This is a genomic window from Marinobacter antarcticus (assembly GCF_011049865.1).
Taxonomy (GTDB): Bacteria; Pseudomonadota; Gammaproteobacteria; order Pseudomonadales; family Oleiphilaceae; genus Marinobacter; species Marinobacter antarcticus_A.
Map to the genome: position 1 here is coordinate 1 of NZ_DRGY01000046.1, position 22,958 is coordinate 22,958.

At 55.6% G+C, this 22,958-nt stretch carries 21 protein-coding genes, 1 tRNA gene and 1 pseudogene; 14 read left to right on the forward strand and 9 right to left on the reverse strand.

The window, feature by feature from the left end; translation table 11 throughout:
* Positions 1-196 precede the first annotated feature (196 nt).
* The 3 genes from ENI00_RS05680 to ENI00_RS05690 form a co-directional block, all read right to left on the reverse strand.
* Positions 197-478 (reverse strand): Lpp/OprI family alanine-zipper lipoprotein, encoded by a 282-nt coding sequence (locus ENI00_RS05680; protein WP_304100138.1) that lies wholly within the window; start codon positions 476-478, stop codon positions 197-199.
* A gap of 226 nt (positions 479-704) precedes the next feature.
* Complete coding sequence (locus tag ENI00_RS05685) at positions 705-1,265, reverse strand: L,D-transpeptidase family protein (protein ID WP_304100141.1); 561 nt, start codon at positions 1,263-1,265, stop codon at positions 705-707.
* 117 nt (positions 1,266-1,382) lie between these two features.
* Entirely contained in the window at positions 1,383-3,098 is a 1,716-nt protein-coding gene (locus tag ENI00_RS05690; RefSeq protein WP_304100144.1) for a potassium/proton antiporter, read from the reverse strand.
* Positions 3,099-3,171: 73 nt separating this feature from the next.
* Here ENI00_RS05690 and ENI00_RS05695 point away from each other — a divergent pair.
* Positions 3,172-3,245 (forward strand) — tRNA-Gly (locus tag ENI00_RS05695).
* 252 nt (positions 3,246-3,497) lie between these two features.
* Complete coding sequence (locus ENI00_RS05700; protein ID WP_304100148.1) at positions 3,498-5,162, forward strand: L-lactate MFS transporter; 1,665 nt, start codon at positions 3,498-3,500, stop codon at positions 5,160-5,162.
* Positions 5,163-5,169: 7 nt separating this feature from the next.
* Here the strand turns inward: ENI00_RS05700 and ENI00_RS05705 are convergent, their stop codons facing one another.
* Positions 5,170-6,246 (reverse strand): substrate-binding domain-containing protein, encoded by a 1,077-nt coding sequence (locus ENI00_RS05705; RefSeq protein ID WP_304100152.1) that lies wholly within the window; start codon positions 6,244-6,246, stop codon positions 5,170-5,172.
* Between the two features lie 100 nt (positions 6,247-6,346).
* Here ENI00_RS05705 and ENI00_RS05710 point away from each other — a divergent pair, with 100 nt between their 5' ends.
* The 6 genes from ENI00_RS05710 (at position 6,347) to ENI00_RS05735 (ending at position 13,926) form a co-directional block, all read left to right on the forward strand.
* Positions 6,347-6,877: a formate dehydrogenase subunit gamma gene (locus tag ENI00_RS05710; protein WP_304100155.1), complete on the forward strand. Its 531-nt coding sequence runs from the start codon at positions 6,347-6,349 to the stop codon at positions 6,875-6,877.
* A gap of 17 nt (positions 6,878-6,894) precedes the next feature.
* A complete protein-coding gene (locus tag ENI00_RS05715; protein WP_304100158.1) occupies positions 6,895-8,454 on the forward strand; it encodes a formate dehydrogenase beta subunit in 1,560 nt (519 codons plus the stop codon).
* 1 nt (position 8,455) lies between these two features.
* A complete protein-coding gene (gene fdhF / locus ENI00_RS05720) occupies positions 8,456-11,392 on the forward strand; it encodes a formate dehydrogenase subunit alpha (RefSeq protein ID WP_414674217.1) in 2,937 nt (978 codons plus the stop codon).
* Positions 11,373-12,251 (forward strand): formate dehydrogenase accessory sulfurtransferase FdhD, encoded by an 879-nt coding sequence (fdhD, locus tag ENI00_RS05725; RefSeq protein ID WP_304100161.1) that lies wholly within the window; start codon positions 11,373-11,375, stop codon positions 12,249-12,251. The genes fdhF and fdhD overlap by 20 nt, the downstream gene beginning before the upstream one ends.
* The gene (locus ENI00_RS05730) at positions 12,248-12,499 is read left to right on the forward strand and encodes a formate dehydrogenase subunit delta (protein ID WP_304100165.1); all 252 of its coding nucleotides are present in this window, start codon (positions 12,248-12,250) and stop codon (positions 12,497-12,499) included. Before fdhD ends, ENI00_RS05730 begins: the two co-directional genes overlap by 4 nt.
* A gap of 83 nt (positions 12,500-12,582) precedes the next feature.
* Positions 12,583-13,926, forward strand: coding sequence for an HD-GYP domain-containing protein (locus tag ENI00_RS05735; RefSeq protein WP_304100167.1), 1,344 nt, complete (start codon positions 12,583-12,585; stop codon positions 13,924-13,926).
* A 118-nt stretch (positions 13,927-14,044) separates the two neighbouring features.
* Here the strand turns inward: ENI00_RS05735 and ENI00_RS05740 are convergent, their stop codons facing one another.
* From ENI00_RS05740 to ENI00_RS05750, 3 genes are all read right to left on the reverse strand, one after another.
* On the reverse strand, positions 14,045-15,355 hold the full coding sequence (locus tag ENI00_RS05740) for an NAD(P)/FAD-dependent oxidoreductase (RefSeq protein ID WP_304100170.1): 1,311 nt from the start codon (positions 15,353-15,355) through the stop codon (positions 14,045-14,047).
* Between the two features lie 462 nt (positions 15,356-15,817).
* Positions 15,818-16,558, reverse strand: a complete 741-nt coding sequence (locus tag ENI00_RS05745) for a spermidine synthase (RefSeq protein ID WP_304100173.1) — start codon at positions 16,556-16,558, stop codon at positions 15,818-15,820.
* A gap of 25 nt (positions 16,559-16,583) precedes the next feature.
* Complete coding sequence (locus tag ENI00_RS05750; protein ID WP_304100175.1) at positions 16,584-16,916, reverse strand: ankyrin repeat domain-containing protein; 333 nt, start codon at positions 16,914-16,916, stop codon at positions 16,584-16,586.
* Positions 16,917-17,055: 139 nt separating this feature from the next.
* On the opposite strand from ENI00_RS05750, the gene ENI00_RS05755 reads away from it, so the two are divergent.
* Complete coding sequence (locus tag ENI00_RS05755; RefSeq protein WP_304100177.1) at positions 17,056-17,679, forward strand: YbhB/YbcL family Raf kinase inhibitor-like protein; 624 nt, start codon at positions 17,056-17,058, stop codon at positions 17,677-17,679.
* Positions 17,680-17,706: 27 nt separating this feature from the next.
* On the opposite strand, the gene ENI00_RS05760 is transcribed toward ENI00_RS05755, so the two are convergent.
* A complete protein-coding gene (locus ENI00_RS05760) occupies positions 17,707-18,459 on the reverse strand; it encodes a lipo-like protein (RefSeq protein ID WP_304100180.1) in 753 nt (250 codons plus the stop codon).
* The gene (locus ENI00_RS05765) at positions 18,450-19,061 is read right to left on the reverse strand and encodes a TetR/AcrR family transcriptional regulator (RefSeq protein WP_304100183.1); all 612 of its coding nucleotides are present in this window, start codon (positions 19,059-19,061) and stop codon (positions 18,450-18,452) included. Before ENI00_RS05765 ends, ENI00_RS05760 begins: the two co-directional genes overlap by 10 nt.
* 117 nt (positions 19,062-19,178) lie before the next feature.
* Here ENI00_RS05765 and ENI00_RS05770 point away from each other — a divergent pair, with 117 nt between their 5' ends.
* The 5 genes and pseudogenes from ENI00_RS05770 (at position 19,179) to ENI00_RS05790 (ending at position 22,704) form a co-directional block, all read left to right on the forward strand.
* A complete protein-coding gene (locus tag ENI00_RS05770; protein WP_304100186.1) occupies positions 19,179-19,733 on the forward strand; it encodes a carboxymuconolactone decarboxylase family protein in 555 nt (184 codons plus the stop codon).
* A gap of 95 nt (positions 19,734-19,828) precedes the next feature.
* Positions 19,829-19,981, forward strand: a pseudogene (locus tag ENI00_RS18620) (TVP38/TMEM64 family protein); the annotation flags it as partial.
* 325 nt (positions 19,982-20,306) lie between these two features.
* Positions 20,307-21,266, forward strand: a complete 960-nt coding sequence (locus ENI00_RS05780) for a sulfurtransferase (RefSeq protein ID WP_304100189.1) — start codon at positions 20,307-20,309, stop codon at positions 21,264-21,266.
* 11 nt (positions 21,267-21,277) lie between these two features.
* Positions 21,278-22,492, forward strand: coding sequence for a YeeE/YedE family protein (locus ENI00_RS05785; protein WP_304100192.1), 1,215 nt, complete (start codon positions 21,278-21,280; stop codon positions 22,490-22,492).
* The gene (locus ENI00_RS05790; RefSeq protein WP_228704383.1) at positions 22,492-22,704 is read left to right on the forward strand and encodes a hypothetical protein; all 213 of its coding nucleotides are present in this window, start codon (positions 22,492-22,494) and stop codon (positions 22,702-22,704) included. Before ENI00_RS05785 ends, ENI00_RS05790 begins: the two co-directional genes overlap by 1 nt.
* The last annotated feature ends 254 nt before the right edge of the window (positions 22,705-22,958 follow it).

A 22,958-nucleotide genomic window follows, 5' to 3' on the forward strand; every position in this document is an offset into this window, starting at 1 on the left:
CACCTCGCGGTGGACACCCTTGCCGTTCGGCTAACCGTTCCCCTTGCCGGGTCGGTAGCGGACTTGCACCGCCAAGTCATCCCATTGCCACCACAGCTCAGGGAATAGCGCCATCAAGGCGCTGCGCGCCATGCCTGGCGCACCATAAAAAAAGGCCGGGAACCCCGGCCTTTTCGCAGTGCTTAAGCGTGAAGCTTTACTTCATGCTTGCACGATCGAGCATACGCTTAGCGCGCTCGTTTGCTTCGTCAGCAGACTTCTGAGCTGCTTTCGCTGCGGCCAGAGCACGGTCTGCAGTGTTCTGTGCAGAACGTGCGGTGCTTGCAGCGCCGTTAGCGGTGTTCATTGCTTTGTCTGCACTCATTTCAGCAGAGTTAGCACTCGCATTGGCTTCGTCAAGAGCGCCCTGGTCGGTAGTTGCACAGCCTGCAGTCAGAGCAGTAGCCAGTGCGATTCCAGCGATCGTCAGTTTACGCATTGTAAATCCCCTTATTGGTCGAGTTATTTCCTGTTTATCCGAAAGTCAGTTCAGACGACTTCCTGTCCGCTTCGGCCCGATAGACATTGACCAACAATTATCGTTGTCTAACAACTATCGGAGTCGTAGACCAGTGTAAAACACTCTGGACGGAAATGTTAACTAAGTGTACGTGAATTTTTTCAGGTCATGACGACAACTTAATGCTTGCGCCGTGGGAAGGTGTTCAGGGAACGATGCGTATTGGCGTGCCGTCGTTCACCAGTTGCCAGATTTCGTCCATTTCCTGGTTGTTAACGGCTATACAACCGTTGGTCCAGTCCAGACCCGTATAAGCGAACGCCATGTCGCCTGAACCATTGGGCAGGCCGTGAATCATAATGCTGCCACCTGGGTCGAGGCCCCAGTTTTGCGCCATTTCACGGTCATTGCCGCTGGGATAAGAGATATGAATGGACTTGTAAAAATCGCTGCCGGAATTGCGCCAATCCAGCGTGTAGTCGCCTTCCGGCGTGCGTTCGTCGCCCTCAAAGAGCTTGTGCCCTTCGGGATTATCGCCGAGCGAAATACGATAACTCCGGATCACCTTTTCCCCGTTCATCAAATAAAGACGGCGTTGTCCTTTTTTTACCAATACCTTGTTAATCACCAGAGATTCGCCTGGCGAATTCTCCATTGCAGGCATGCGAGAGTCTACTTTCGCCAGCAAGTCTGAGCCGCAGGCGGGCAAGCTTGCGGCAAAAAACAGAGCCAGAACGCACGGGGTTAATAAACGGGAAATAGCCATAGCCTTAACTTACCAATGATTAATCTTTGTACATGACCGTTTATAACATAACCCATCAACCAGACGTTAAAGGGTTTTGTTAACTTTTACAGTTATCCGTTGCAGCTGCCGAACATTTTATGATTTGTCCATTCTCAGGCCAACCTTGGTAACCTGATCTGCCTCTGTGGCCCTGGCTACCAAGGTAACGGGTCCTAAAACCACGATGTCGCCAACAACCGGGTGGCCTTTGGTGCGCCGGGCGAAGCATTCCGTAAGCGACAATTCCGGTGGCAATTCATTGAACTCTATGCCGTAAACCTGCTCCACGTCACCGAGCAGGGCATCTCCGTTCAGCACAAAATCGCCGAAGAAAGCCCTTTCCGCGAGATATTTCGGTGCATGGCGGCCACTCAGCGACTTACCTAGCTCTTTTAGCACGCTGGGCGTGGCAAACATGGCAACCATATCGCCGCTGGATACTTCCAGGTCCGCCTTGGGTTGCAGGCAAACCCGATTGCGGAACACCCCGGCCACGGCGGTGTTTTCCGGGAAGCGAAGCTGACCCAGCACTCGGGGGATTTCCCAGTTTTCGCCTCTCAAAGGGAACAGCATCAGCTCATGGTCGCCCGCCGCGGGCGCGTCCAGCGGCAAGCGGCGGAAAGGCTCGTCGTTAGCCGGTATTTCAAGGCGCAGTAAGCGCGCAAGCGGAGTAATTGACGTGCCCTGAACCAACAACGAAACCAGCACAATGAAGAAAGCGGCGTGAAAAACCAACTGTGCTTCGGGCAGGTTGGCGATAATCGGAAACAAGGCCAGAACAATCGGTACAGCGCCCCGGAGCCCAACCCAGCTGATAAAGGCCAGTTCCCGGCGATTAAAACCGAAAGGCCAGATGGTAAGCATGACCGTGAGCGGACGAATCACAAAAATCAGCGCCAGCGCCAAAACAAGGCCGCTTCCTGCCAGTGGCAACAGATCGGAGGGGTTAACCAGCAAGCCGAGAATCAGAAACAGGCACAGCTGTGCCAGCCACGCCAGGCCGTCGTGTACCTGAAGGATCATCGGCATCATCCTTACCTGGCGGTTACCAATCACAACGCCACACAGATAGATGGCCAGAAATCCGCTGCCACCGAGGGCGTTGATGGCAGAAAACACCAGAATGCCGGCGGCGACGACCAGCAGTGGGTAAAGAGACGGAGTCAGGCGAATGCGATTGGCAAGTTCGGCAATAAGAAAGCCGCCCACAATACCGCCAACGCCGCCAATGCTGAACTGCTTGAACAGCAGAATCAGCGAATCCTGGATGGCGTGTTCACCGCCGCTGCCGATCAGGGTGACCATCATCAGCGTCAGGAATATGGCCATAGGGTCGTTACTGCCGGATTCAATTTCCAGCGTGGCGCTTACACGCTCATTCAGGTGCAATCCGCGACCCTGCAGCAGGGAAAATACGGCCGCTGCGTCGGTAGAAGAGATGATGGCGCCAATGAGCAGGGCGGTCATCCAGCGCAGGTCGAAAACCAGCCAGGCAACGAATGCTGCCCCCAGCGCCGTCATGGCAACACCCACCGTTGCCAAAACCAGCGCTGGTTTCAAACCAACCCGGAACGTTTCTGCGCGGGTGCGCATGCCGCCGTCAAGCAGAATGACGCCCAGTGCCAGATTGGCAACCAGGAAAGAGAGTTGGAAGTCGTCGAATTGAATGCCGCCCGGGCCGTCCTTGCCCATCATCATGCCCACCGCCAGGAAAATCAGCAGTACCGGCATGCCAACCCGGCTGGATAGTGGGCTCAGTACGATGCTGATGACAATCATCAGGGCACCTACCAGGGTGAGCGTTGGATCCATCAGAACTCCATAAGAGAATGCTTGCCGGGGGCCGGTCGAAGCGCTTATATTGCGCGGGTAGTCACGCCTTCTGGCGGGTGTAGTTCAATGGTAGAACGGCAGCTTCCCAAGCTGCACACGTGGGTTCGATTCCCATCACCCGCTCCATCGTTTCCCCAAGTTTGCCCATCGCGGGCCAAGTAGACAAGCAAGCGTATTCTCTGTTTTACATATAAGCATAGAAATTCATAATACTTTTAGCTAATTGATGTTTTTCATGGCAGAGAATCAAATCATTTCAGAGGATTTTGACGTTTATCAATTAGTCATATATGCACAGTAGTACATATATAAGCTGACAGATGGACCACAACCTCAATGAAACCAATAACAATATGACAAAAACAAAAGGGTTTGTTTATGGATGGGATAGCCGAAGACCGCTCGTTCAGCGGCGATACCTCGCGCGCTAAGCCTGGCTTTTTCGACCGGGAAAATACCGTTGCCGGCCCGGACTTCAACCGCTGGCTTGTACCCACGGCGGCACTCGCGATTCACCTGTGTATCGGCATGGCCTACGGCTTTTCGGTATTCTGGTTGCCTATGGCCAATCTTGTAGCCGGCGCAGACCCGGTTGCCTGCGCGGATGTCGGCTTTTTTCAGGCGCTGACCACCACGTCCTGTAACTGGGCGGTTAGCCACGTTACTTACACCTTCGGTATATTTATTGCCATGCTGGGCATCTCGGCGGCGCTTTGGGGCGCTTGGCTTGAGCATGCTGGCCCGCGTAAAGCCGGTGCTATCGCAGCACTGTGCTGGGGCGGCGGTATGATTCTGGGCGGCGTGGGTGTGATGATGCATCAACTCTGGCTGCTTTATCTTGGCGTCGGCGTGCTGGGCGGCGTTGGCCAGGGGCTTGGTTACATCACGCCTGTGTCGACGTTGATCAAGTGGTTCCCGGATCGTCGCGGTATGGCAACCGGTTTTGCGATTATGGGTTATGGCGGCGGCGCCATGGTGGGCGCGCCTTTGGCCGTTTGGTTGATGGGTAATTTCTCGTCTGACGGTGGTAAGGGTGTTGCCAGCACGTTGATGGTCATGGGTGTGATTTATTTCTTCATAATGATGGCCGGCGCGCTGGGCTTTCGGGTACCTCCCAACGGCTGGAAGCCACAAGGCTGGGAGCCGGCTAAGGGTCAACAAGCCAATACCATGATCACTCATGGGCATGTGCACCTGAACCGCGCCTGGAAAACAAAACAGTTCTGGCTGATCTGGAGCGCGTTGTTCCTCAACGTAACGGCGGGCATTGCAGTAATCTCCATGGCCAGTCCAATGCTGCAGGACGTGTTTGGTGGCGCTCTTGTGGGCATCCAGGATTCGGCAGTGGCGCTCACCGCAGCTCAGAAAACGGCCGTTGTAGCCGCTGCAGCCGGCTTGGTTGGGCTGATCAGCCTGTTTAACAGCGTTGGACGCCTGTTCTGGGCATCGCTTTCTGACAAGTTGGGTCGCAAAAACACGTACCTCACATTCTTTGTGCTTGGCATTGCGTTGTACGGCCTGTTGCCTACCTGGGGACACCTCGGAATGGCCGGCATGTTTGTGATATCCATCTGCATAATCCTGAGTATGTATGGCGGTGGCTTTTCGACCGTGCCGGCGTATCTTGCTGATATTTTCGGCACTCAGATGGTGGGTGCTATCCACGGCCGCCTCCTGACAGCGTGGACCGCAGCAGGCCTGGTTGGGCCGGTGGTGATTGCGCTGATTCGAGAAGTACAGCTTAAAGCGGGCATTGAGCCTGCGCTCGTATACGATCGCACGCTCTACATCATGGTTGGGTTGTTGGTGCTTGGTTTGATCTGCAACAGCTTGATCAAGCCGGTCGATTCATCATTGCACATGACCGATGACGAGTTGGCTAAGGAGCGCATGCTGCAGAGGGATAACGGTGTTTCTGCAGACGCCCAGACGGCCGCACGCGGCGCTTTCGGGATTACCGGAGTGCTGGCCTGGTTGGCAGTGGGCGTGCCCTTCCTGATCGGGCTCTACATTGCCATCGCAAAGGCTTCTGCATTGTTTTGAGTGAGGTTCAGGTGGTCCCGGCAGTCAGCGCGTCAAACGTGGTGATCTCGCCGGGTCTGTCTGGCTCGTAACCCGACACACCAGTGATGCGATCTACCAGAGTTGGTGATTGCAGAAGCGTTGTCAGATAGCGGAGTGTGGCAGGAGGCATACGATCCTGGCGGTATATCAGCATGTAGTGCTCGCTGGCCATTTCAATAAAATTCAGATTGAACTGCTCTGCCGCTGCCTGCACGCCAAAACCGATTTCTGCCATACCCGAAGCCACGAAAGCCGCGATGGCGGTATGAGTGAATTCAGGTTGGAAGGTTCGATTGATGCTGTCCTCAGCGAGGCCTTGTTGCTTCAGCAGTAGGTTGAGGAGGATTCGAGTACCGGAATGGCGGTCACGGCTGACGAAGCTTAGCCCGGAAGCGCTCAGGTCATGCAAAGTGCGAATGTTGTCATGCTCGCCTTTACGCATCATCAGACCTTCGCGACGGATAACAAAGCGAATCAGCCGGTGATTGTCGTCGTCGAGGTGGTGCTGATAGTGGCTGATGATCTGTCGGGCGAGTCTCGGGCAGGTCGGCAAGTGAAAGCTTGCAACATCGCACTCGCCGCGATTGAGTGCAGACAGTGCTTCTTCGGGATTGCGGTACTGCAGGTTTATATTTATCTGTTCGGAGAACTCCGGCAGCAAAGCAACGGCATAGCCGTGGCTGGCATGCAGGCGCAAAGTAGGATGCGCACCGGACAGCAGCTGCTGTATCTGGTCGTTTAGTTCTGCGGCCATGCTGTCGATCTGTGGGCCCAGGCGGGCTTTTACCCGGTGTTCCGCCCACAGCAATTTTTCGCCCAAGGCAGAGAGCTGGCTACCATGGCCTTTGCGCATAATCACCAGTGGTAAGCCCAGAATATCGGCGCCACGATTAAGAAGGTTCCAGGCGTGGCGGTAGGAAATGCCGGCCGCGGCGGCGGCAACGGTAAGTTTGCCGGTATCACGGATGCTTTCCAGCAGCCGAAACAGAACCGGTTCAAAGAGTTCGTCGGTGTCGGTACGAAAGACCCACGCAGGGGATATGGTCAATTTTTTATTATGCATTTTTATTCATATTCCGTGGTGGTGTTTGGAGTGCTAATTTGGCGTAGTTGATAGCTTCGCTACTGTATCAGAATAAAAACAGGTAGGAACAGTTATGCATATGTCAGAGAGAGCTGACCCCAAAACGACAGACACAACGTTGCCCAATGCCGGCGACTGGAACACCGACACCATCCGTGAAGAAGTCGCAGCCCTGCAGCACGAGCCAGGGGCGCTGTTACCCATTTTGCACGCCATCCAAGACCGCATTGGCTACGTGCCAGAGGCGGCCATACCTATTATTGCTGACATGCTGCAGCAGACCCGGGCTGATATACACGGGGTGATCAGCTTCTATCATCATTTTCGTACTCGTCCAACGGGCAGCAACGTGCTGGAGGTCTGCCGAGCCGAAGCTTGCCAGGCCCGCGGCGGCCGCGCCTTTGAGCGCCATGTTCAGGAAAGGCTGGGCGTGGGCTATCACGATACCACCGCCGATAATGAATTTACGCTCGAACCGGTCTATTGCCTTGGCAACTGTGCGTGCGGCCCCTCTATCCGGGTGAATAACGACATTATCGGACGAATGACCCCACAGAAATTTGATCAGCTTGCGGACAAACTGACAACGTCCGTTTTGCAGCTAAAATAAAAGCAGGAGCAAGTCCGATGACAACAACAATTTATGTGCCCTGCGATACCACTGCTCTCTCTCTGGGCGCCGACCGTGTGGCGCAAGAGTTGCAGCTTGCGGCCGCCGCGCAAAGCCGGGATATCCGCCTGGTGCGCAACGGCTCTCGTGGACTGTTCTGGCTGGAGCCGCTGGTTGAGGTGGAGACACCCCATGGCCGCGTGGCTTACGGCCCGGTGGAACCGGATCAGATAGAAGCTTTGGTCGCTGGCGGTTTATTGGATGGCAACGCCGAACACCCATTGTATCTGGGTGATATTGCGCAGCACCCCTACCTGAAACAGCAGCAGCGCCTTACTTTTGCGCGCATTGGCATCACAGACCCCATTTGTATTGACGATTACATCGCTCACGGTGGTTTTGCCGGCCTGAAACAGGCCGCAGTGATGACGCCGCAAGAGATTGTAGACGAAGTGAAAACCTCTGGCCTGCGCGGCCGTGGCGGCGCCGCCTTCCCGGCAGGTATTAAATGGCAGACCGTGCTGGATGAGCCTCAAAACCAGCAAAAATACATCGTTTGCAACGCCGACGAAGGCGATTCCGGCACCTTTGCCGACCGCCTGGTAATGGAATGCGATCCGTACATGCTGATTGAAGGCATGACCGTCGCAGGCCTTGCTGTCGGGGCAACCCAGGGTTTTATTTACGTACGTTCGGAATATTTGCTGTCGCAAAAGTTATTGGATGAAGCCATTCGCAGGGCCGAAGCGCAAGGCTATCTGGGCGATAACGTGTGTGGCACGGGTCGCGCCTTCCGCCTTGACGTACGGCTTGGTGCCGGCGCCTATATTTGCGGTGAGGAAACCTCCTTGCTGGAAAGCCTCGAAGGCAAACGTGGGCTGGTACGGTCCAAACCGCCCTTACCTGCCATCAAGGGCTTGTTTGGCCAGCCCACCGTGGTGAATAACGTGCTGTCACTGGCAGCCGTGCCTTACATCCTCGCCCACGGTGGCAAAGCTTATGCCGATTACGGCATGGGGCGCTCGCTGGGCACCCTGCCCATTCAGCTAGCCGGCAATATCAAACAGGGCGGCCTGATTGAGTTGGCGTTTGGCGTTACCCTGCGCAAGATACTGGACGATTTTGGTGCCGGCACATTCACCGGTCGGCCCATGAAAGCCGTGCAGGTAGGCGGACCGTTGATGGCGTATATGCCAGAAGATCAGTGGGACACGCCGATGGATTATGAAGCCTTCGCCAAACTCGGCGCCGGCATCGGCCACGGTGGCGTGGTGGTGTTTGACGACACCGTGGATATGGCCGAACAGGCGCGTTTTGCCATGGAGTTCTGCGCAGTGGAATCCTGTGGTAAATGCACGCCGTGCCGAATTGGTTCGGTGCGTGGTGTAGAAGTGATTGATCGAATCCGCGCCGGTGACGATCGTGATAACAATCTGGTTTTGCTGGAAGAACTGTGCGAAACCATGGTGGACGGTTCTCTTTGTGCTATGGGCGGCATGACGCCTTTTCCGGTACAGAGCGTTATGAAATATTTCCCTGAAGACCTGATGGCCAGCCCGCGCCCAGTGGAGGCATGACATGTTGCACTATTACGATCCGAGCACCCAAAGCTACGAGCCCGGCAAGAACGGTCTGAACCCCGATTTTGACCGTTTTTCCCTAGATCTGGGAACCCCGGCTAGCGTGTCCGAAAACCTGGTGTCCATGTCTATTGATGGCCGTGAGATCACCGTGCCGGAGGGCACCTCTGTGTTGCGTGCCGCCGCGTTGGCAGGCATCAATATTCCCAAACTGTGCGCGTCTGACAACCTGGAGCCTTTTGGCTCGTGTCGTCTGTGCGCGGTCGAAATTGAGGGTCGCCGAGGTTATCCGGCCTCCTGCACCACGCCCGTGGCCGAGGGCATGGACGTAACCACCCAGAACGGAAAACTGGCAAAACTGCGTCGCAATATCATGGAGCTGTACATTTCTGATCATCCGCTCGATTGCCTGACCTGTCCGGCGAATGGTGATTGTGAATTGCAGGACGTTGCCGGTGCGGTCGGCCTGCGTGAAGTGCGTTACGGTTTTGAAGGCGAGAATCACCTGGATGCCGAAATTGACGATTCCAACCCGTATTTCAGCTTCGATCCGAGCAAGTGCATTGTATGTTCACGCTGTGTGCGAGCCTGCGAAGAGGTTCAGGGCACCTTTGCACTGACCATTGAAGGCCGGGGTTTCGATTCCAAAGTGGTCGCCAGCCAGAACGACCCGTTCATGGATTCCGAGTGCGTATCCTGCGGCGCCTGTGTACAGGCTTGCCCGACGTCCACGCTGATGGAAAAGACCGTGATTGACGCCGGCCAGCCAGAGCACAGCGTGGTGACAACCTGCGCGTATTGCGGCGTGGGCTGTTCGTTCAAAGCGGAGATGAAGGGCGACCAGTTGGTGCGCATGGTGCCTTATAAGGGCGGCGACGCGAACCATGGACATTCCTGTGTGAAGGGCCGGTTTGCTTTTGGCTATGCCACGCACAAAGACCGCATTAAAGAACCGATGATTCGGGATTCCATCAACGACCCGTGGAAGGTTGTGTCCTGGGACGAAGCGCTGGCGTTCTCCGCCAGCAAGCTCAAAGGTATTCAGGCCCAATACGGCCGTGAAAGCATTGGCGGTATTACCTCCTCGCGCTGCACCAACGAAGAAACCTATCTGGTACAGAAGATGGTGCGCGCAGCCTTCGGCAACAACAACACCGACACCTGTGCGCGTGTGTGCCACTCCCCCACCGGTTATGGCCTCAAAACCACGCTGGGCGAATCGGCGGGCACCCAAACCTTTGATTCGGTTATGAAAGCCGACACCATTGTGGTTATTGGTGCCAACCCCACCGACGCTCACCCGGTGTTTGGTTCGCTGATGCGTAAGCGTTTGCGCCAGGGTGCGAAGCTGATCGTAATTGATCCACGTCAAATCGACATACTGAATACACCCCATGCCAGCGAAGGCCTGCATCTTCCATTGCGCCCGGGTACCAACGTGGCCATGGTGAACGCCATGGCCCACGTCATTGTGAACGAGGGCCTGGAAGACACAGACTTTATCAACAGCCGCTGCGACACCGAGGCTTACAGCACCTGGCGCACCTTTATTGCCCAAGAACGCAACTCTCCGGAAGCCATGGAAGAAGTGACCGGGGTGTCGGCTGCCAAGGTACGCGAAGCGGCCCGGGAATACGCCAAGGCCGGGAACGGTGCTATTTATTACGGTTTGGGCGTGACCGAGCACAGCCAGGGGTCCACCATGGTGATGGGCATCGCCAACCTGGCGCTGGCGACCGGTAACATTGGCCGCGAAGGTGGCGGTGTAAACCCGTTGCGCGGCCAGAACAACGTGCAGGGCTCCTGCGACATGGGATCGTTTCCCCATGAGCTACCCGGTTACCAACATGTGAACGATCCCGCCGTGCGTGGACGCTTCGAAGCTGTGTGGGGCGTACCCATCGACAGTGAGCCGGGCCTGCGTATTCCCAACATGTTTGACGCAGCCATCGCCGGAACCTTCAAGGCGCTGTATGTGCAGGGTGAGGACATTGCCCAGTCGGATCCCAACCTTCAGCACGTGGAAGCGGCACTGAGAGCTATGGACTGCGTGATCGTGCAGGATATCTTCCTTAACGAAACCGCCAAGTTCGCTCATGTATTGTTGCCAGGCTCTACCTTCCTGGAAAAGAACGGCACCTTCACCAACGCGGAGCGCCGCATCAACCGCGTGCGTAAAGTGATGGAACCCGTTGCCGGCATGGAAGACTGGGAAGTGACCGTGGCGCTTTCGAATGCGTTGGGTTACCCGATGAGTTACAACCATCCCTCTGAAATCATGGAAGAGATTGCGCTGTTGACCCCCACATTCACCGGCGTCAGTTACGACAAGCTGGAGCAGCAAGGCAGCATACAGTGGCCGTGTAACGACGAGCATCCCGATGGCACGCCGACCATGCATACCGTTGACTTCCCGATCGGTAAAGGTCGTTTTGCGGTAACCGAATACCTGGCTTCTGAGGAGCGAGCTACACGTCGCTTCCCGCTGTTGCTGACCACCGGACGCATATTGTCCCAGTACAACGTGGGCGCGCAGACCCGCCGTACCAGCAATAGCGACTGGCACGAGGAAGATTTGCTGGAACTGCATCCCAGCGATGCAGAATTGCGCGGCGTGAAAGACGGTGACTGGTTGGGTATCAGCAGCCGCGTGGGCCACACCGTGCTGCGTGCAAAACTCAGCACCCGCATGTTGCCCGGCGTGGTTTACACCACCTTCCATCACCCTGGAAGCGGCGCCAACGTTATCACCACCGACAACTCGGACTGGGCAACCAACTGCCCGGAATACAAGGTAACGGCGGTGCAGGTGGAAAAAGTGTCTCAGCCATCCGACTGGCAGCGCAACTTTGTCGATTTCGACAAGCGCCAGCAGGCATTGTTGAAACCGGCCATGGATGAGCAGGACAACAGCCATGCACACGCACTCAAGTAGCCAGAGGGCAGTTGCCGTGGCTGATGATTCAACCTCCAGTGCTTCGCCACCCACCGTGAGTGAAGTCTGGGTGAGCGTGCGAGGTGGTGTTGAGGGCGCCCAGTCACACGATCTGGTTGCGGAAGAAATTCCAGTTGCCATGGTCTATAACGGCGTATCCCACGCCGTAATGATGGCGTCGCCCTGTGATCTTGAAGATTTTGCTCTGGGGTTCAGCATAAGCGAAGGCATTTTGCAGAGGCCGGACCAGTTGTTCAGCGTAGAGATAAGGCCGGGCGAAGAGGGCATAGAAGTAGACATGCACATCGCCGGCGATTGTTACGCACGGTTGCGGGAGCAGCGCCGCAACATGACCGGCCGAACCGGTTGCGGCTTATGTGGCACCGAATCCCTGGCCCATGTGGTTCGAACCCTTGGCCGAGTAGTGTCACAGCCGCTGCCTGACGATGGGGCCGTGCAGATTGCATTGCAAGATCTGAAACAGCATCAGCCGCTGCAGCAGCAAACGGGCGCCACGCACGGCGCCGCCTGGTGCGATGCCCAGGGCCGCATTGTTCAGGCCCGGGAAGACGTGGGCCGCCACAATGCGCTGGACAAGCTCATAGGCGCCCGCCTGCGTGAACAGGGTGATCAGGCCTTTATCAATGGCTTCGCGCTGATCTCCAGCCGGGCCAGTTTTGAAATGGTACAAAAAAGCGCCAGCGTAGGCATAGGAACGCTGGTGGCCGTGTCTGCACCTACCGCTCTTGCCATTCGTGATGCGCGCAAAAGCGGCATGAACCTTATCGGCTTCGCTCGCCCCGGCCGCCACGTTATTTACGCACGCGGTAATGAAACTGCTCAGGAGAATGCGTTGTGAGTGACCAGCAATTAAACAACCTGATCAAAATGATCGACCAGATTATCGCCAATAATCGGCATCACGGTGATGACGACAAGGTAACCGACGTGGCTGCCGATCATCTGCATAAGTTCTGGGCCCGCAGCATGAAGCAACAAATCATTGCCTACGCTAACGAAAACCCGGCAGAGCTGTCTGCATTGGCCCGAGCGACTATTTCCAAACTTGAGGCCGTGCCGGAAAACACGGCATCGAACAGGGTTTAACCGTATTTAACAGAGCGCATGCTTTTTTTGTACTAAATTCGTGGGATGATCAAGTTAGGGCTTTTCATTTTTAGGCGAGAGCGATGCGCGGCACGTACAGTGAGCTTATTGAAACCCAGATCGATGTGGCCGATCTGGAAATTGGCATGCATGTGACCCGCTTGGATAGATCCTGGGAGGAAACAGACTTTCTCGTGCAGGGATTTGTTATCAATCATATGTCAGAAATTCATGCGCTGCGTCGTCAGTGTGATGTCGTTGTTGTACAGGGTGTGGTCAAAAAACAGAGGGAATCCGGCAAGAAAGCTGCAGGCCCGGGTCGTCTCGCGGGGATGTTCAAGCGCAAACAGACGGATGCGCAAGCGCCTAAACCCGGTGCAACTCGGCCTGCGTCCCGAAAGCGCGTTTCCTACATGAATCAGGTAAGCGTGGGCCGCGAAATGCAAACGGCCACTATGCGCTTTGAAGAGGCTCAGAGCACGGCCAAGTCGATCATGTCTGGCTTGCGTATTAGCCGCACGTTGGATATTAACAACGCCCGAACGGTCGTTAATAGCTGTGTAGAGAGTGTGCTGCGCAATGAGAATGCCTTGATGCTGCTCACCAAGATCAAGAATCAGGATGAGTATACCGCCGAGCATTGCATCAACGTTTCCATTCTGGCCGCCGCGTTTGGAAAGTCTCTGGGCTTAATGAAGGGTGAGATTCAGAATTTGGCGCTATGCGGCCTGCTGCACGATGTTGGTAAAGTCAGAATTCCGAACGAGGTGTTGAATAAACCATCCAGCCTGACTGACGAAGAGTTTGCGTTAATGCGAAACCATACGGTTCATGGGCGTGCCATTCTTATGAGCACTGGCGCCCCCCTGAAAACCGCAGTGGATGTGGCGTTTTGTCATCACGAACGGGTCGACGGGAAAGGCTACCCCAGGGGACTCCCGGCGGAAAACATACCCTACTTTGCGAAGATCATCGCGCTGGTGGATACCTATGATGCAATTACCAGCAAGCGTGTTTATCAAAAAGCCCTGGCGTCCATGCATGCTCTGGACATCATCTACAATAATCGCGGAACCCAGTTTGACACCGAGCTGGCTGATGCGTTTATCCAGATGGTGGGCATTTATCCACCCGGATCCATTGTCGAAATGGTGAACGGAGAAGTGGGTATCGTGGTCGAAAGCCATGCCCAGCACAAACTCAAGCCGAAGGTGTTAATGGTTCGGGATGCGAATAAAGCACCAATATGCTATTCCAGAGTATTGGATTTACAGGTGGCTTTAAAAGACGATAGCGGAATGGTTTATCAAATCGCCAAAGAGGTTCCAGACGGGACTTACGATATTGTGTTGCAGGACTTTGTGAGGGACGGTTTGATTGTAACAACGCCTTTGCCCGAGAACGCCCACATTGAACAAACAAGGTAGAGCAGATAACCATCGCTATGTGGACCACTGGATAGACGGGCAGCAATTTCGTTGGCAAAGCCAAGATAAGACCAGCCCGGAGAACAAACTTTTCGCCAATCGGCCGGCCATTAGCCCATCAATGCAACTTCATCCTCGGATGCATCGCCCGGCCGATTTTATCCATAAACCAGATCACGCCCGTGCGGAAAAACCCGTGCAGCGCTACCTGGTGCATGCGGTACAGCGACACATAAAACATCCGCGCTACCTTGCCTTCAATATACATGCTGCGGCCTGAGAGGCTGCCCATCAGGTTGCCAACGGTGGTGTAGTGGCTGAAGTTGATCAGCGAGCCGTAATCGCTGTAAACAAAGGGCACAGCGTCTTCGTTTTCCAGCCGGTTACGCAGGGTTTTAAACAGTGTGTTGGCTTGCTGGTGAGCGGCTTGCGCTCGGGGTGCCACGGGACGTTCTGAATTTGGTTGCGGGCAGGCAGCACAGTCACCGAAGGCGAATATGTTGGCGTCGCGGGTGGTTTCCAGCGTTTGGTGCACAACCAGTTGATTGCCCCGGTTGGATTCCAGCCCGTCCAGATCGGCCAGAAAAACGGGCGCCTTGATGCCAGCAGCCCAAATGGTCATTTCCGAGGGCAGTTCTGTGCCATCTTTCAGCACCACAAGGCCGGGGCGAATTTCGCTTACGGGTTGGCCATTCAGAACCTTCACGTGCTGGTTTGCTAATTCTTTGGCGGCCGCCGCCGATAGCCGTTCAGGGAGTGCGGGCAAAATCCGGTTGGCCGCCTCGATCACGGTGATGCACACATCGGAATCTTTCAGGTAGTTCATGCCGTACACCGGCAACTCACGGGAAGCCAGCCGCAACTCTGCGGCCAGCTCAACGCCGGTGGCCCCGGCACCTATAATGCTGATGTTCAGCATATGCTCCCGGCCTTGTCGGCCTTCGTGGTTTTTGCGCAAGAAGGCGTTCAGCATCAGGTCGTGGAAGCGCCGGGCCTGCTTCAGGCTGTCCAGAAACAGGCAGTTATCCTGCGCGCCGGGCGTGCCGAAATCATTGGCGGTACTGCCGACTGCGATAACCAGAGTGTCGTACCGAAGATTACGCTCGGGTACCACCTCATTGCCGTCTCCATCGAGGAAGGGCGATATCGTCAGTGTTTTGGTTTCGCGGTTAATATCGCTCATTCGCCCAAGCTGGAACTCATAGTGGTGCTGGCGGGCGTGGGCTCTGTAGTTCACTTCATTGGAATTGGCATCCAGAGAGCCAGATGCAACCTCGTGCAGCAGGGGTTTCCACACGTGGGTAAGGCCAGCATCCACGAGGGTAATGCGTGCTTTGCCCTTTTTTCCAAGCTTTCTACCCAGGCGGGTAACAAGCTCAAGACCGCCGGCACCGCCGCCGACGACAACAATATGATGAGGACTATCCATAGTAATCAGACCTGTAAGTAAAGAAAGCCAAGCGCTCTTTCAGAAAAGCGCTTGGCTGTCGTCACTGGGGATTGCTTGCAAGGTAGGGTACTGACCAGGGTACTGCTAACACTGCGGAAATTATTCTAACGCGCTGCGGGCAGGCAGTACAATTGGTCGGAACACGTATTCACCATTCAACATACAGCAAGAGACATTAAAGTATGAGGGTAGCAGTTTACGGTGGTTCCCGCTCAGGCAACGTTGGCCTCATGGGGATAATTGCCGATGCGGTGTCTGCACGCGGGAGGAAGTATTCGAGGTGTGGACCTGGGCGCAGATCGGTTTTCATCAAAAGCGAAACAGCCAAGTCTCGACATGGTGGTGCAGGCAAAAACACCAACAGAACTGGTTGATGGGTTCAGGCGCTACACAGCGCCGCGGGAAAAGTGGGCTTGAGGCAGCCTCTTTCTCCGGCTGGACTCAAAACCTGCTAACCCTGCTCATTAGCCGGCTCCAGTCGATCGGCAGTCGCTTCTCAAGCCTGGCAAGTGACGGATCTTTTGGGTGAATGTCTGCGAACGGCTGTTTGCTTGCGTACACAATGGTGTTGTTGGTTTTGCTTTGGAATACCAACAGCGCGGCAAAGTGTTTCTTTAACTGGCGGAAGTAGGGGCCATCGGGGTCGGGAGTGCGGTGGTAGTTCAGAACCAGCCAGCCATCGGGGCTCAATGCCCGACTGCAGCCTTCTATAAACTGGCGCTGCGCCTGTGCCGGGCTCATTCGGTCTGCGTTGTACAAGTCGGCCAGAATTATGTCGGTACTGGCACCGGGAATACTGTTCAGCGCATTGCGGGCATCGGCAATGGTAACGCTGAGGCGTTCGCTGTCGGGCAGTCCGAAGTATTCCCTGGCTACATCCAGTACCGCCTGGCGCAGTTCCACCGCGTGCACGTGGCACTCCGGATAAAGGTGGTGAAAGGCGCTGGCCATCACGCCGCCGCCTAACCCCAGTATGGTGACGTGTTGCGGACTGCTAAAGGCGGCGGGCAGCAGCATGGCCCGGCTGTATTCGTGTATTGGAAGGTGCGGGTATCGCCGGTCGATTTTGCTTTGCTCGAACATCGAGTTGAAGGTCAGTACCCGGTGTTTTCGGTAGTCGATCACCAGAATGCTGCCGAGTTTGTCCCGGCTGTGATGAATAATTTCGCCATTGTTGAACATGTGCTGCTCTTTGAGAAATTCGGGGCTAACGCTCCAGGTGTTTGATCGCGTCCTGCGCGCCTGTTGCGCGGGCAAGGCTCAGTGCCGTATTGCCATCTGTATCCTGCAGTTCCGGATTGGCGCCTTTTTCCAGCAGCAGTTGCACGGTATCAGCATGGCCATTCGAGGCGGCGAGCATCAGCAGGCTTTCGCCACTGCTGGTGCGCATGTTTACGGGCACGCCGGCTTCCAGCATAGGGCGCAGCATGTTGGTGCCGCCGTTGCGCGCCAGTTCAAAAATGCCCTGTGCGAAGGCGATGGCGTCTTCATCCAGCTGGTTCTGTGGTTGTTGGGGCTGGCCGGGCTTGTGCTCGCTCATCTGGTCTCCGTTTATACGTTGGCTGAATATAGTACGATACCGTTGATACGACGTTTTAGCACAGAATGGGCTGGTCTCTGGCACAATCACACAGATAAAGCCCCGTTGTTAACTGCAATAATCGACAGGAGAAGCTGCTATGAAACTGAACGTTGAGGGTATTGAAGAGGGCAAGCCGGTCCCGGAAATATTCGCGTTCGGCGTGTTCAGCCCGGAAGATCACATGAGCTTTGGTGCCAACCGTAACCCGGAAATGTTCTGGGAAGACGCACCGGAAGGCACAAAGAGCTTCGTTGTGATGATGTTTGATCCGGATGTGCCCAGTGTGGCGGAGGATGCAAATCAGGAAGGTAAAACGATTTCCAAAGACCTTCCGAGGGTGGATTTCTTTCACTGGTTGCTGGTGGATATCCCTGCGAATGTCAGCCGCATTCCGGAGGGTGAAGACAGCGATGGCGTTACACCCAAAGGCAAAGAGGGCGGTCCCGGCCCGGTAGGCCTGCGCGGGGTCAATAATTTTACCCAGTTCCTGGCTGGAAATCCCGACATGGCAGGCACTTATAGCGGTTATGACGGCCCTTGCCCGCCCTGGAATGATGAGCTTTTGCACCACTATCACTACGAGGTGCATGCGCTGGATGTGGAGTCGCTTGGCCTGCCGCGGGAATTTGATGGCGAGGCCGTGCGCAACGCTATGGATGGCCACGTGTTAGCCAGTGGACGCGTGACCGGAACCTATTCGTTAAATCCTGATCTGCGTTAGGGGCACCGGGTCTTGCTGGGCGGATTATTAGTCTGTCCAGTCCAAAGCTCTGAAATCGAAGTTGCCCTCCAGCGTTGGCTTAACGATTTTGAAATAAGGAGATGCGTCGAAATCCCGCGGTGTAAACAAAGACGTTTGCCGGATTCGAAAGTGCTCGCGGATACAATTCGCGCAGTGCGGATCGTTTGACGGCAACGTTTGAACCGTTGGGAGTATCGGGTAGCGCAAACGCTGGAACCCTTCGGCAATAAACGTTGAACAGATAGTCCGTGTTGGGTCGCCGCTGCCGAATGTCAGCAGTTTGTGCCGGTGTCGCGAGGGAACCGGGGGTGTCTGAATCAGATAGCGCGCCAGGTCAAACACGTTTTTCAGATCATACTGGTTGCCCAGTCTGCTCAGCGAATAGTCAGTGAGCAAACGGATGTCATTGTCATTCAGCCCCACGGGGCGACAAATGCGCATGTGGCTGTGCCGGTAAAAGGACAGTGGCAAGGTGCGAATGCCAAACTCCAGATCCGCCTCGATCAGCGTATACGGCTCGCCGTCTGGCGTTGTTCCCAGCCCGGCCTCCGGCCCCAGATAGAGAACGGCGTGGGACCAGGTAGATTGGGTCAGGTACTTTATGGCCACACTGATGCGTGTCTCACCGTCAATCAGCAGAACATCTCCGGGTTTGAGTGTTTTTTCCAACGCTTCGTAGGTCGAGGTGCGCACAGAATTCTGTGAAACTTGTTTGGAAAGGTAAGCGGCGAGATGCTTCGCAAGCCAGTTCAGGAACATTCTTCACTCCGGTAAGCGTCAAGAATATGCGCCATATCGTCCCCCAAAGCCTCCAGATCCCCGGCACAGAGGTTCCGCTCTGCAATAGAGCGCAGACCCATGATCTGACTCTGCATCAGTCGGGCCAGACGGGCGCAATCTGTTGAGTCTTTCAGTTCGCCCCGCTGTTTAGCATTCACCAGCAATTCCGAGAAAGATTGCTCGATAGCTTCGAGGATTTCCCGTGCTTGGCCTGAATGCCCCGTGTGTGTGTTGCTCGCCTCCAGCAGCGTTTTAACGATGAGGCAGGCCCGGGAGGGTACTTCGTCCTTATTGACACAGCCGCTTGCGATTTTCCGCAGGTAGCCTTTGAGCCCGTCCACAATGGAATCGTAGCCGGCCATATGCCTGGCCAGCTCCGCACCGCCAGCCTCAGCATAGCGGGCCAGAGCTTCAGAATAGAGGCCATCTTTGCTACCAAAAGCTGCGTAGATGCTGCCGGGACGCATATCCAGAGCATGTTCAATCTGCTTCATGGAGCTGCCGTGATAGCCCCTCTTCCAGAACAGGCCAATGGCTTGGCCAAGGGCCGCCTCCCGATCAAAACTGGGACTTCTCGCCATGGATATCACCGTTAATTGCGATTTTGAATGCTTGCTCAATTATATCTTGAATGATCGTTCAGTAACAGTTACGGTAAGGATGTTTTTGAACGATCACTCATGAATCTGGAGGTGAACATGATAGTTTTTAAAAAGCACGATTTGGACAGTGCACCGGAAGAAGCCAGGCCGTTTCTGGAAAACTCACAGAAGAACATGGGCAGGATTCCAGGACTTCATGGGGTAATGGCGGAATCACCCCAGGTTATTGAAGGTTATCAGAAGCTGCATCAGCTGGTCCTGGACAGCAGCTTCGACAACGACGAGAAAACCGTGGTCTGGCAAACCATCAACGTTGAGAATGCCTGTCATTACTGCGTGCCGGCGCACACTGGCATCGCCAAAATGATGAAAGTGTCCGACGACATCACCAACGCCCTGCGGGATGAAACGCCGCTGCCCAGCGATAAACTGGAAGCATTGCGCATTTTCACACTGGCTGTTATGCATAAACAGGGCAATGTCAGCCAGGATGATCTGGGGGCATTCCTCGCGGCCGGTTATAAGAACCGTCAGGTGCTGGAGGTGATTCTGGTGCTGGCACAGAAAGTGATGAGCAACTACATCAACCATATTGCCGACACGCCCTTAGACGAGCCGGTCAAGAAATATGCCTGGAGTAAGAGCCAGTAAGAACTCTTCAGGTCGCGCTACCGTTCCGCGTGGCCTGAAAATTTTCGAAAATCCTTCCCGCCTCACTCTTCTGATCATTGTCGCACTCTTGATGGGGGCCTTTGTTGCTGATGCTGTTGATGATCCTCGCAGTGGTTGTCGGGCCGATTCCAACACTGCCTATCAGTGCTGCCGCGGGGCTTGTTTACGGCATGTTCACCGGAACCGCGATTGCGGTGTTGGGCGCCCTCGCGGGATCCATCGAGGCTCAGAAAGAGTCCGTAGCCTTCTGGGTTAATGCCTACAATTTTTTCATGCTCGAACAGATTCTTACCGAGCGTCCGGATGGTCAGCTCGTGGCATCCGTCTGGGATTACGGCGGCCGGGACGTCGGCGCTGGATTACATCGACTATGACTGGTCTCTTAATCTGCCGTCCAACGTGGGGGTGGCAGGTTTCGAGTGACGTGGAAAAAATGATGGAAATATTCTCCATTTGCATAGACCAAAAGAGAATAGGGGCGCGCCTATGCATAACGAACGTAAAAATCCATAATGATCGTTCAAAAATGAACTCCAAGTTGGAGGTGGTTCGATGAATCGTTTAACGACATTGCTTGTACTGATGCTGCTTAGTGCGTTTTCCTACGGAGCAGAGCCGGGAGTGCCTGCCCTGGTGGATGCCCAATGGCTGAATGAGCGCCTGAATGAGGAGAAGCTTGTTGTGCTGGATGTGCGCTCGGGCATCGATAACGGCGGCGATCGGAGCAGCTTCCAGAAAAGCCATATTCCCGGTTCGGTTTACAGCAATTACACCAATGATGGTTGGCGGGAAACCCGCGACGGTGTGGCCGGTTTGATGCCTCCGGTCCGCTCCCTGGAACGCCTGATTGGCAGTCTGGGGATCGCCAACGGGAATACAGTGGTTCTGGTTCCGGCCGGCACCGGCCCGACCGATTTCGGCAGCGCCGCACGGGTATATTGGACTTTCAAGGTACTGGGTCATGAGTCAGTGACCATTCTTAATGGCGGTCTTGCCGGTTGGAAAGCCGCAGGCTACGAGGATGCCGAGGGAGAGGGCGCCCGCTTGCCGGTGGCGCAATTTAACGCTGAACTTCAGGAGCACCTGATTGCCAGTCTGGAAGAAGTTCAGGCCGCCCGGGACACCCAGGCCCAACTGGTCGATGCCCGCCCCGTGGACTATTTTCGTGGCGAAACCAAGTCTCCGGCCGCTAAGGCCCCCGGCACCATTCCCGGGTCAATAAACCTGCCTCACCACTCGTTCATCAAACAGCAAAACCAGGTGTTTTATCTGGACCAGGATGCCATTAGCGATAAGGTCAACACCGCTGAACTGAACCCTCAGGCCCGGACAATTGCCTTTTGCAATACCGGCCACTGGGCAGCCACGGACTGGTTCGTTCTGAGCGAACTGGCGGGCTTTCAGGAGGTTGCGCTTTATGACGGCTCCATGGCGGAATGGTCTCAAGACAGCAACCGTCCGCTGCAGGTTGCCCAAAAAGGATTGAGCAAACTCCTGGACCTTTTTAACTGAGTGGGGACGTAATGACTGATTCCGCAGTTCTCCAGCCTGGTCTGCAACAGCCAGGTTGGGAGGTGGACCGTTTTATTGTATCAACCGCCCTGTTTGGCCTTGCCCTGTTGGGTGGTCTGATCTGGCTGGAAACAGCACCGTTCATGGTGGCGCTGTTTGTGGTGGGCACGGTGCTTGGCATGGCGCTTTACCACGGAGCTTTCGGCTTCACTGCCGGCTGGCGCAACCTGGTGGTCAAAAAGCGCGGTGCCGGCATGCGGGCCCAGTTGCTGCTATTCGGTGTGACCTCACTGATCATGGTGCCCATGCTGCACAGTGGCCAGGAAGGCCTGGTGGGTGCGGTGGCCCCGGTAGGCACCTCTCTGGTGTTGGGTTCCTTCCTGTTCGGGCTGGGCATGCAACTGGGTGGTGGCTGTGGCTCTGGCACCCTTTTTACCGTCGGTGCCGGTAATATACGGATGGTGGTGACACTGGTGTTCTTTATCGCTGGTGCGGTTCTTGGCTCCATTCATCTGCCCTGGTGGCTGGATCGGCCCGGGTTCGATCCGGTGCCACTGGTCAACACCTTCGGCATTAGCGGTGCCATCCTTGCCCAGCTTGTCGGCCTGGGGCTGATTGCCTGGTGGGTCAACCGCATTGAGCGCAAGGCCCATGGCAATGTTGAACGGGATGAACTGCTCTGGAAAAACCAGGGGCACGGGGTATTGCGTACTTTGATCAGCGGCCGCTGGCCATTCACCTGGGCAATTCTGATTCTGGCCGCCGGCAATGCCCTCACTCTGGCCATCGGTGGCGCACCCTGGAGCATCACCTTTGCGTTTAACGTCTGGGGCGCCAAGGCCCTCGAGGTAGTGGGGGTAAATATGTCCCAGTTCGAGTTCTGGCAATGGGATTATCCCGCCATGGCTCTGAAGGATTCGGTGCTCACCAACATCCCTTCAGTGATGAACTTCGGGTTGCTGCTCGGCGCCATGCTCGCGGCGGGCTTGGCCAATCGGTTCAATGAAGCCAGTCGCAACAAGCCCGAAGGCCGACAGTTTCTGGCGGCGGTGGTCGGAGGATTGCTGCTCGGTTATGGCGCCAGGCTGGGCTTTGGCTGCAACATCGGGGCGCTGTTTTCCGGCATTGCCTCAGCCAGTCTGCACGCCTGGGTGTGGTTTGCCTGCGCATTCGCCGGCTCGCTGATTGGTATCCGGCTACGGTCCTGGTTCCGGCTGCCAAACTGATGAAGGGGTCTGAAACCATGGAGCGAGCTTACAGCCGCACCCGTATCCTGGTGATGCTGGGATTTATTCTGGCACTGATCCTGGTGGATCATTTGAACAGCCCAACCTTTGCATTCAATTCCGGGCAGGGAAATGTGGAAACCGCACTGAGCCAGCGGGATGAAACAGCCTGCGCGCCTTGCGGTGCGCCTTGTCCGTCAACACGGAATTGAGCATGTGGGATGCGATGTTGGCAGCGTGCCAACGCATTGGGGACGTTCTGTAAGAGACTGAGCGCAACATGCCTGGTCCGAGGCTATCGACAAGACCGGATGATACTGACGCCGGAACCGACCGGGGTCGTCTGGCGGTCAGGTAAGAGTAGATTAATAGGTGACAAAGGGAAAAAGCGATGAGCAGATCAAAGGTTGAGTTTTAAAATCCGCAAGGGGCCAAACTGGCCGGCCTGGTCGAGTCGTTATCTGTT

Bases quoted from the DNA above. Each gene is read 5' to 3' on its own strand.
- ENI00_RS05735 (WP_304100167.1), top strand. From the start codon at position 12,583: ATGCGCGGCACGTACAGTGAGCTTATTGAAACCCAGATCGATGTGGCC.
- ENI00_RS05685 (WP_304100141.1), bottom strand. From the start codon at position 1,265: ATGGCTATTTCCCGTTTATTAACCCCGTGCGTTCTGGCTCTGTTTTTT.
- ENI00_RS05755 (WP_304100177.1), top strand. From the start codon at position 17,056: ATGAAACTGAACGTTGAGGGTATTGAAGAGGGCAAGCCGGTCCCGGAA.
- ENI00_RS05680 (WP_304100138.1), bottom strand. From the start codon at position 478: ATGCGTAAACTGACGATCGCTGGAATCGCACTGGCTACTGCTCTGACT.
- ENI00_RS05750 (WP_304100175.1), bottom strand. From the start codon at position 16,916: ATGAGCGAGCACAAGCCCGGCCAGCCCCAACAACCACAGAACCAGCTG.
- ENI00_RS05705 (WP_304100152.1), bottom strand. From the start codon at position 6,246: ATGCATAATAAAAAATTGACCATATCCCCTGCGTGGGTCTTTCGTACC.
- ENI00_RS05770 (WP_304100186.1), top strand. From the start codon at position 19,179: ATGATAGTTTTTAAAAAGCACGATTTGGACAGTGCACCGGAAGAAGCC.
- ENI00_RS05780 (WP_304100189.1), top strand. From the start codon at position 20,307: ATGAATCGTTTAACGACATTGCTTGTACTGATGCTGCTTAGTGCGTTT.
- fdhF (WP_414674217.1), top strand. From the start codon at position 8,456: ATGTTGCACTATTACGATCCGAGCACCCAAAGCTACGAGCCCGGCAAG.
- ENI00_RS05760 (WP_304100180.1), bottom strand. From the start codon at position 18,459: ATGTTCCTGAACTGGCTTGCGAAGCATCTCGCCGCTTACCTTTCCAAA.
- fdhD (WP_304100161.1), top strand. From the start codon at position 11,373: ATGCACACGCACTCAAGTAGCCAGAGGGCAGTTGCCGTGGCTGATGAT.
- ENI00_RS05785 (WP_304100192.1), top strand. From the start codon at position 21,278: ATGACTGATTCCGCAGTTCTCCAGCCTGGTCTGCAACAGCCAGGTTGG.
- ENI00_RS05715 (WP_304100158.1), top strand. From the start codon at position 6,895: ATGACAACAACAATTTATGTGCCCTGCGATACCACTGCTCTCTCTCTG.
- ENI00_RS05790 (WP_228704383.1), top strand. From the start codon at position 22,492: ATGAAGGGGTCTGAAACCATGGAGCGAGCTTACAGCCGCACCCGTATC.
- ENI00_RS05710 (WP_304100155.1), top strand. From the start codon at position 6,347: ATGTCAGAGAGAGCTGACCCCAAAACGACAGACACAACGTTGCCCAAT.
- ENI00_RS05745 (WP_304100173.1), bottom strand. From the start codon at position 16,558: ATGTTCAACAATGGCGAAATTATTCATCACAGCCGGGACAAACTCGGC.
- ENI00_RS05700 (WP_304100148.1), top strand. From the start codon at position 3,498: ATGGATGGGATAGCCGAAGACCGCTCGTTCAGCGGCGATACCTCGCGC.
- ENI00_RS05765 (WP_304100183.1), bottom strand. From the start codon at position 19,061: ATGGCGAGAAGTCCCAGTTTTGATCGGGAGGCGGCCCTTGGCCAAGCC.
- ENI00_RS05740 (WP_304100170.1), bottom strand. From the start codon at position 15,355: ATGGATAGTCCTCATCATATTGTTGTCGTCGGCGGCGGTGCCGGCGGT.
- ENI00_RS05690 (WP_304100144.1), bottom strand. From the start codon at position 3,098: ATGGATCCAACGCTCACCCTGGTAGGTGCCCTGATGATTGTCATCAGC.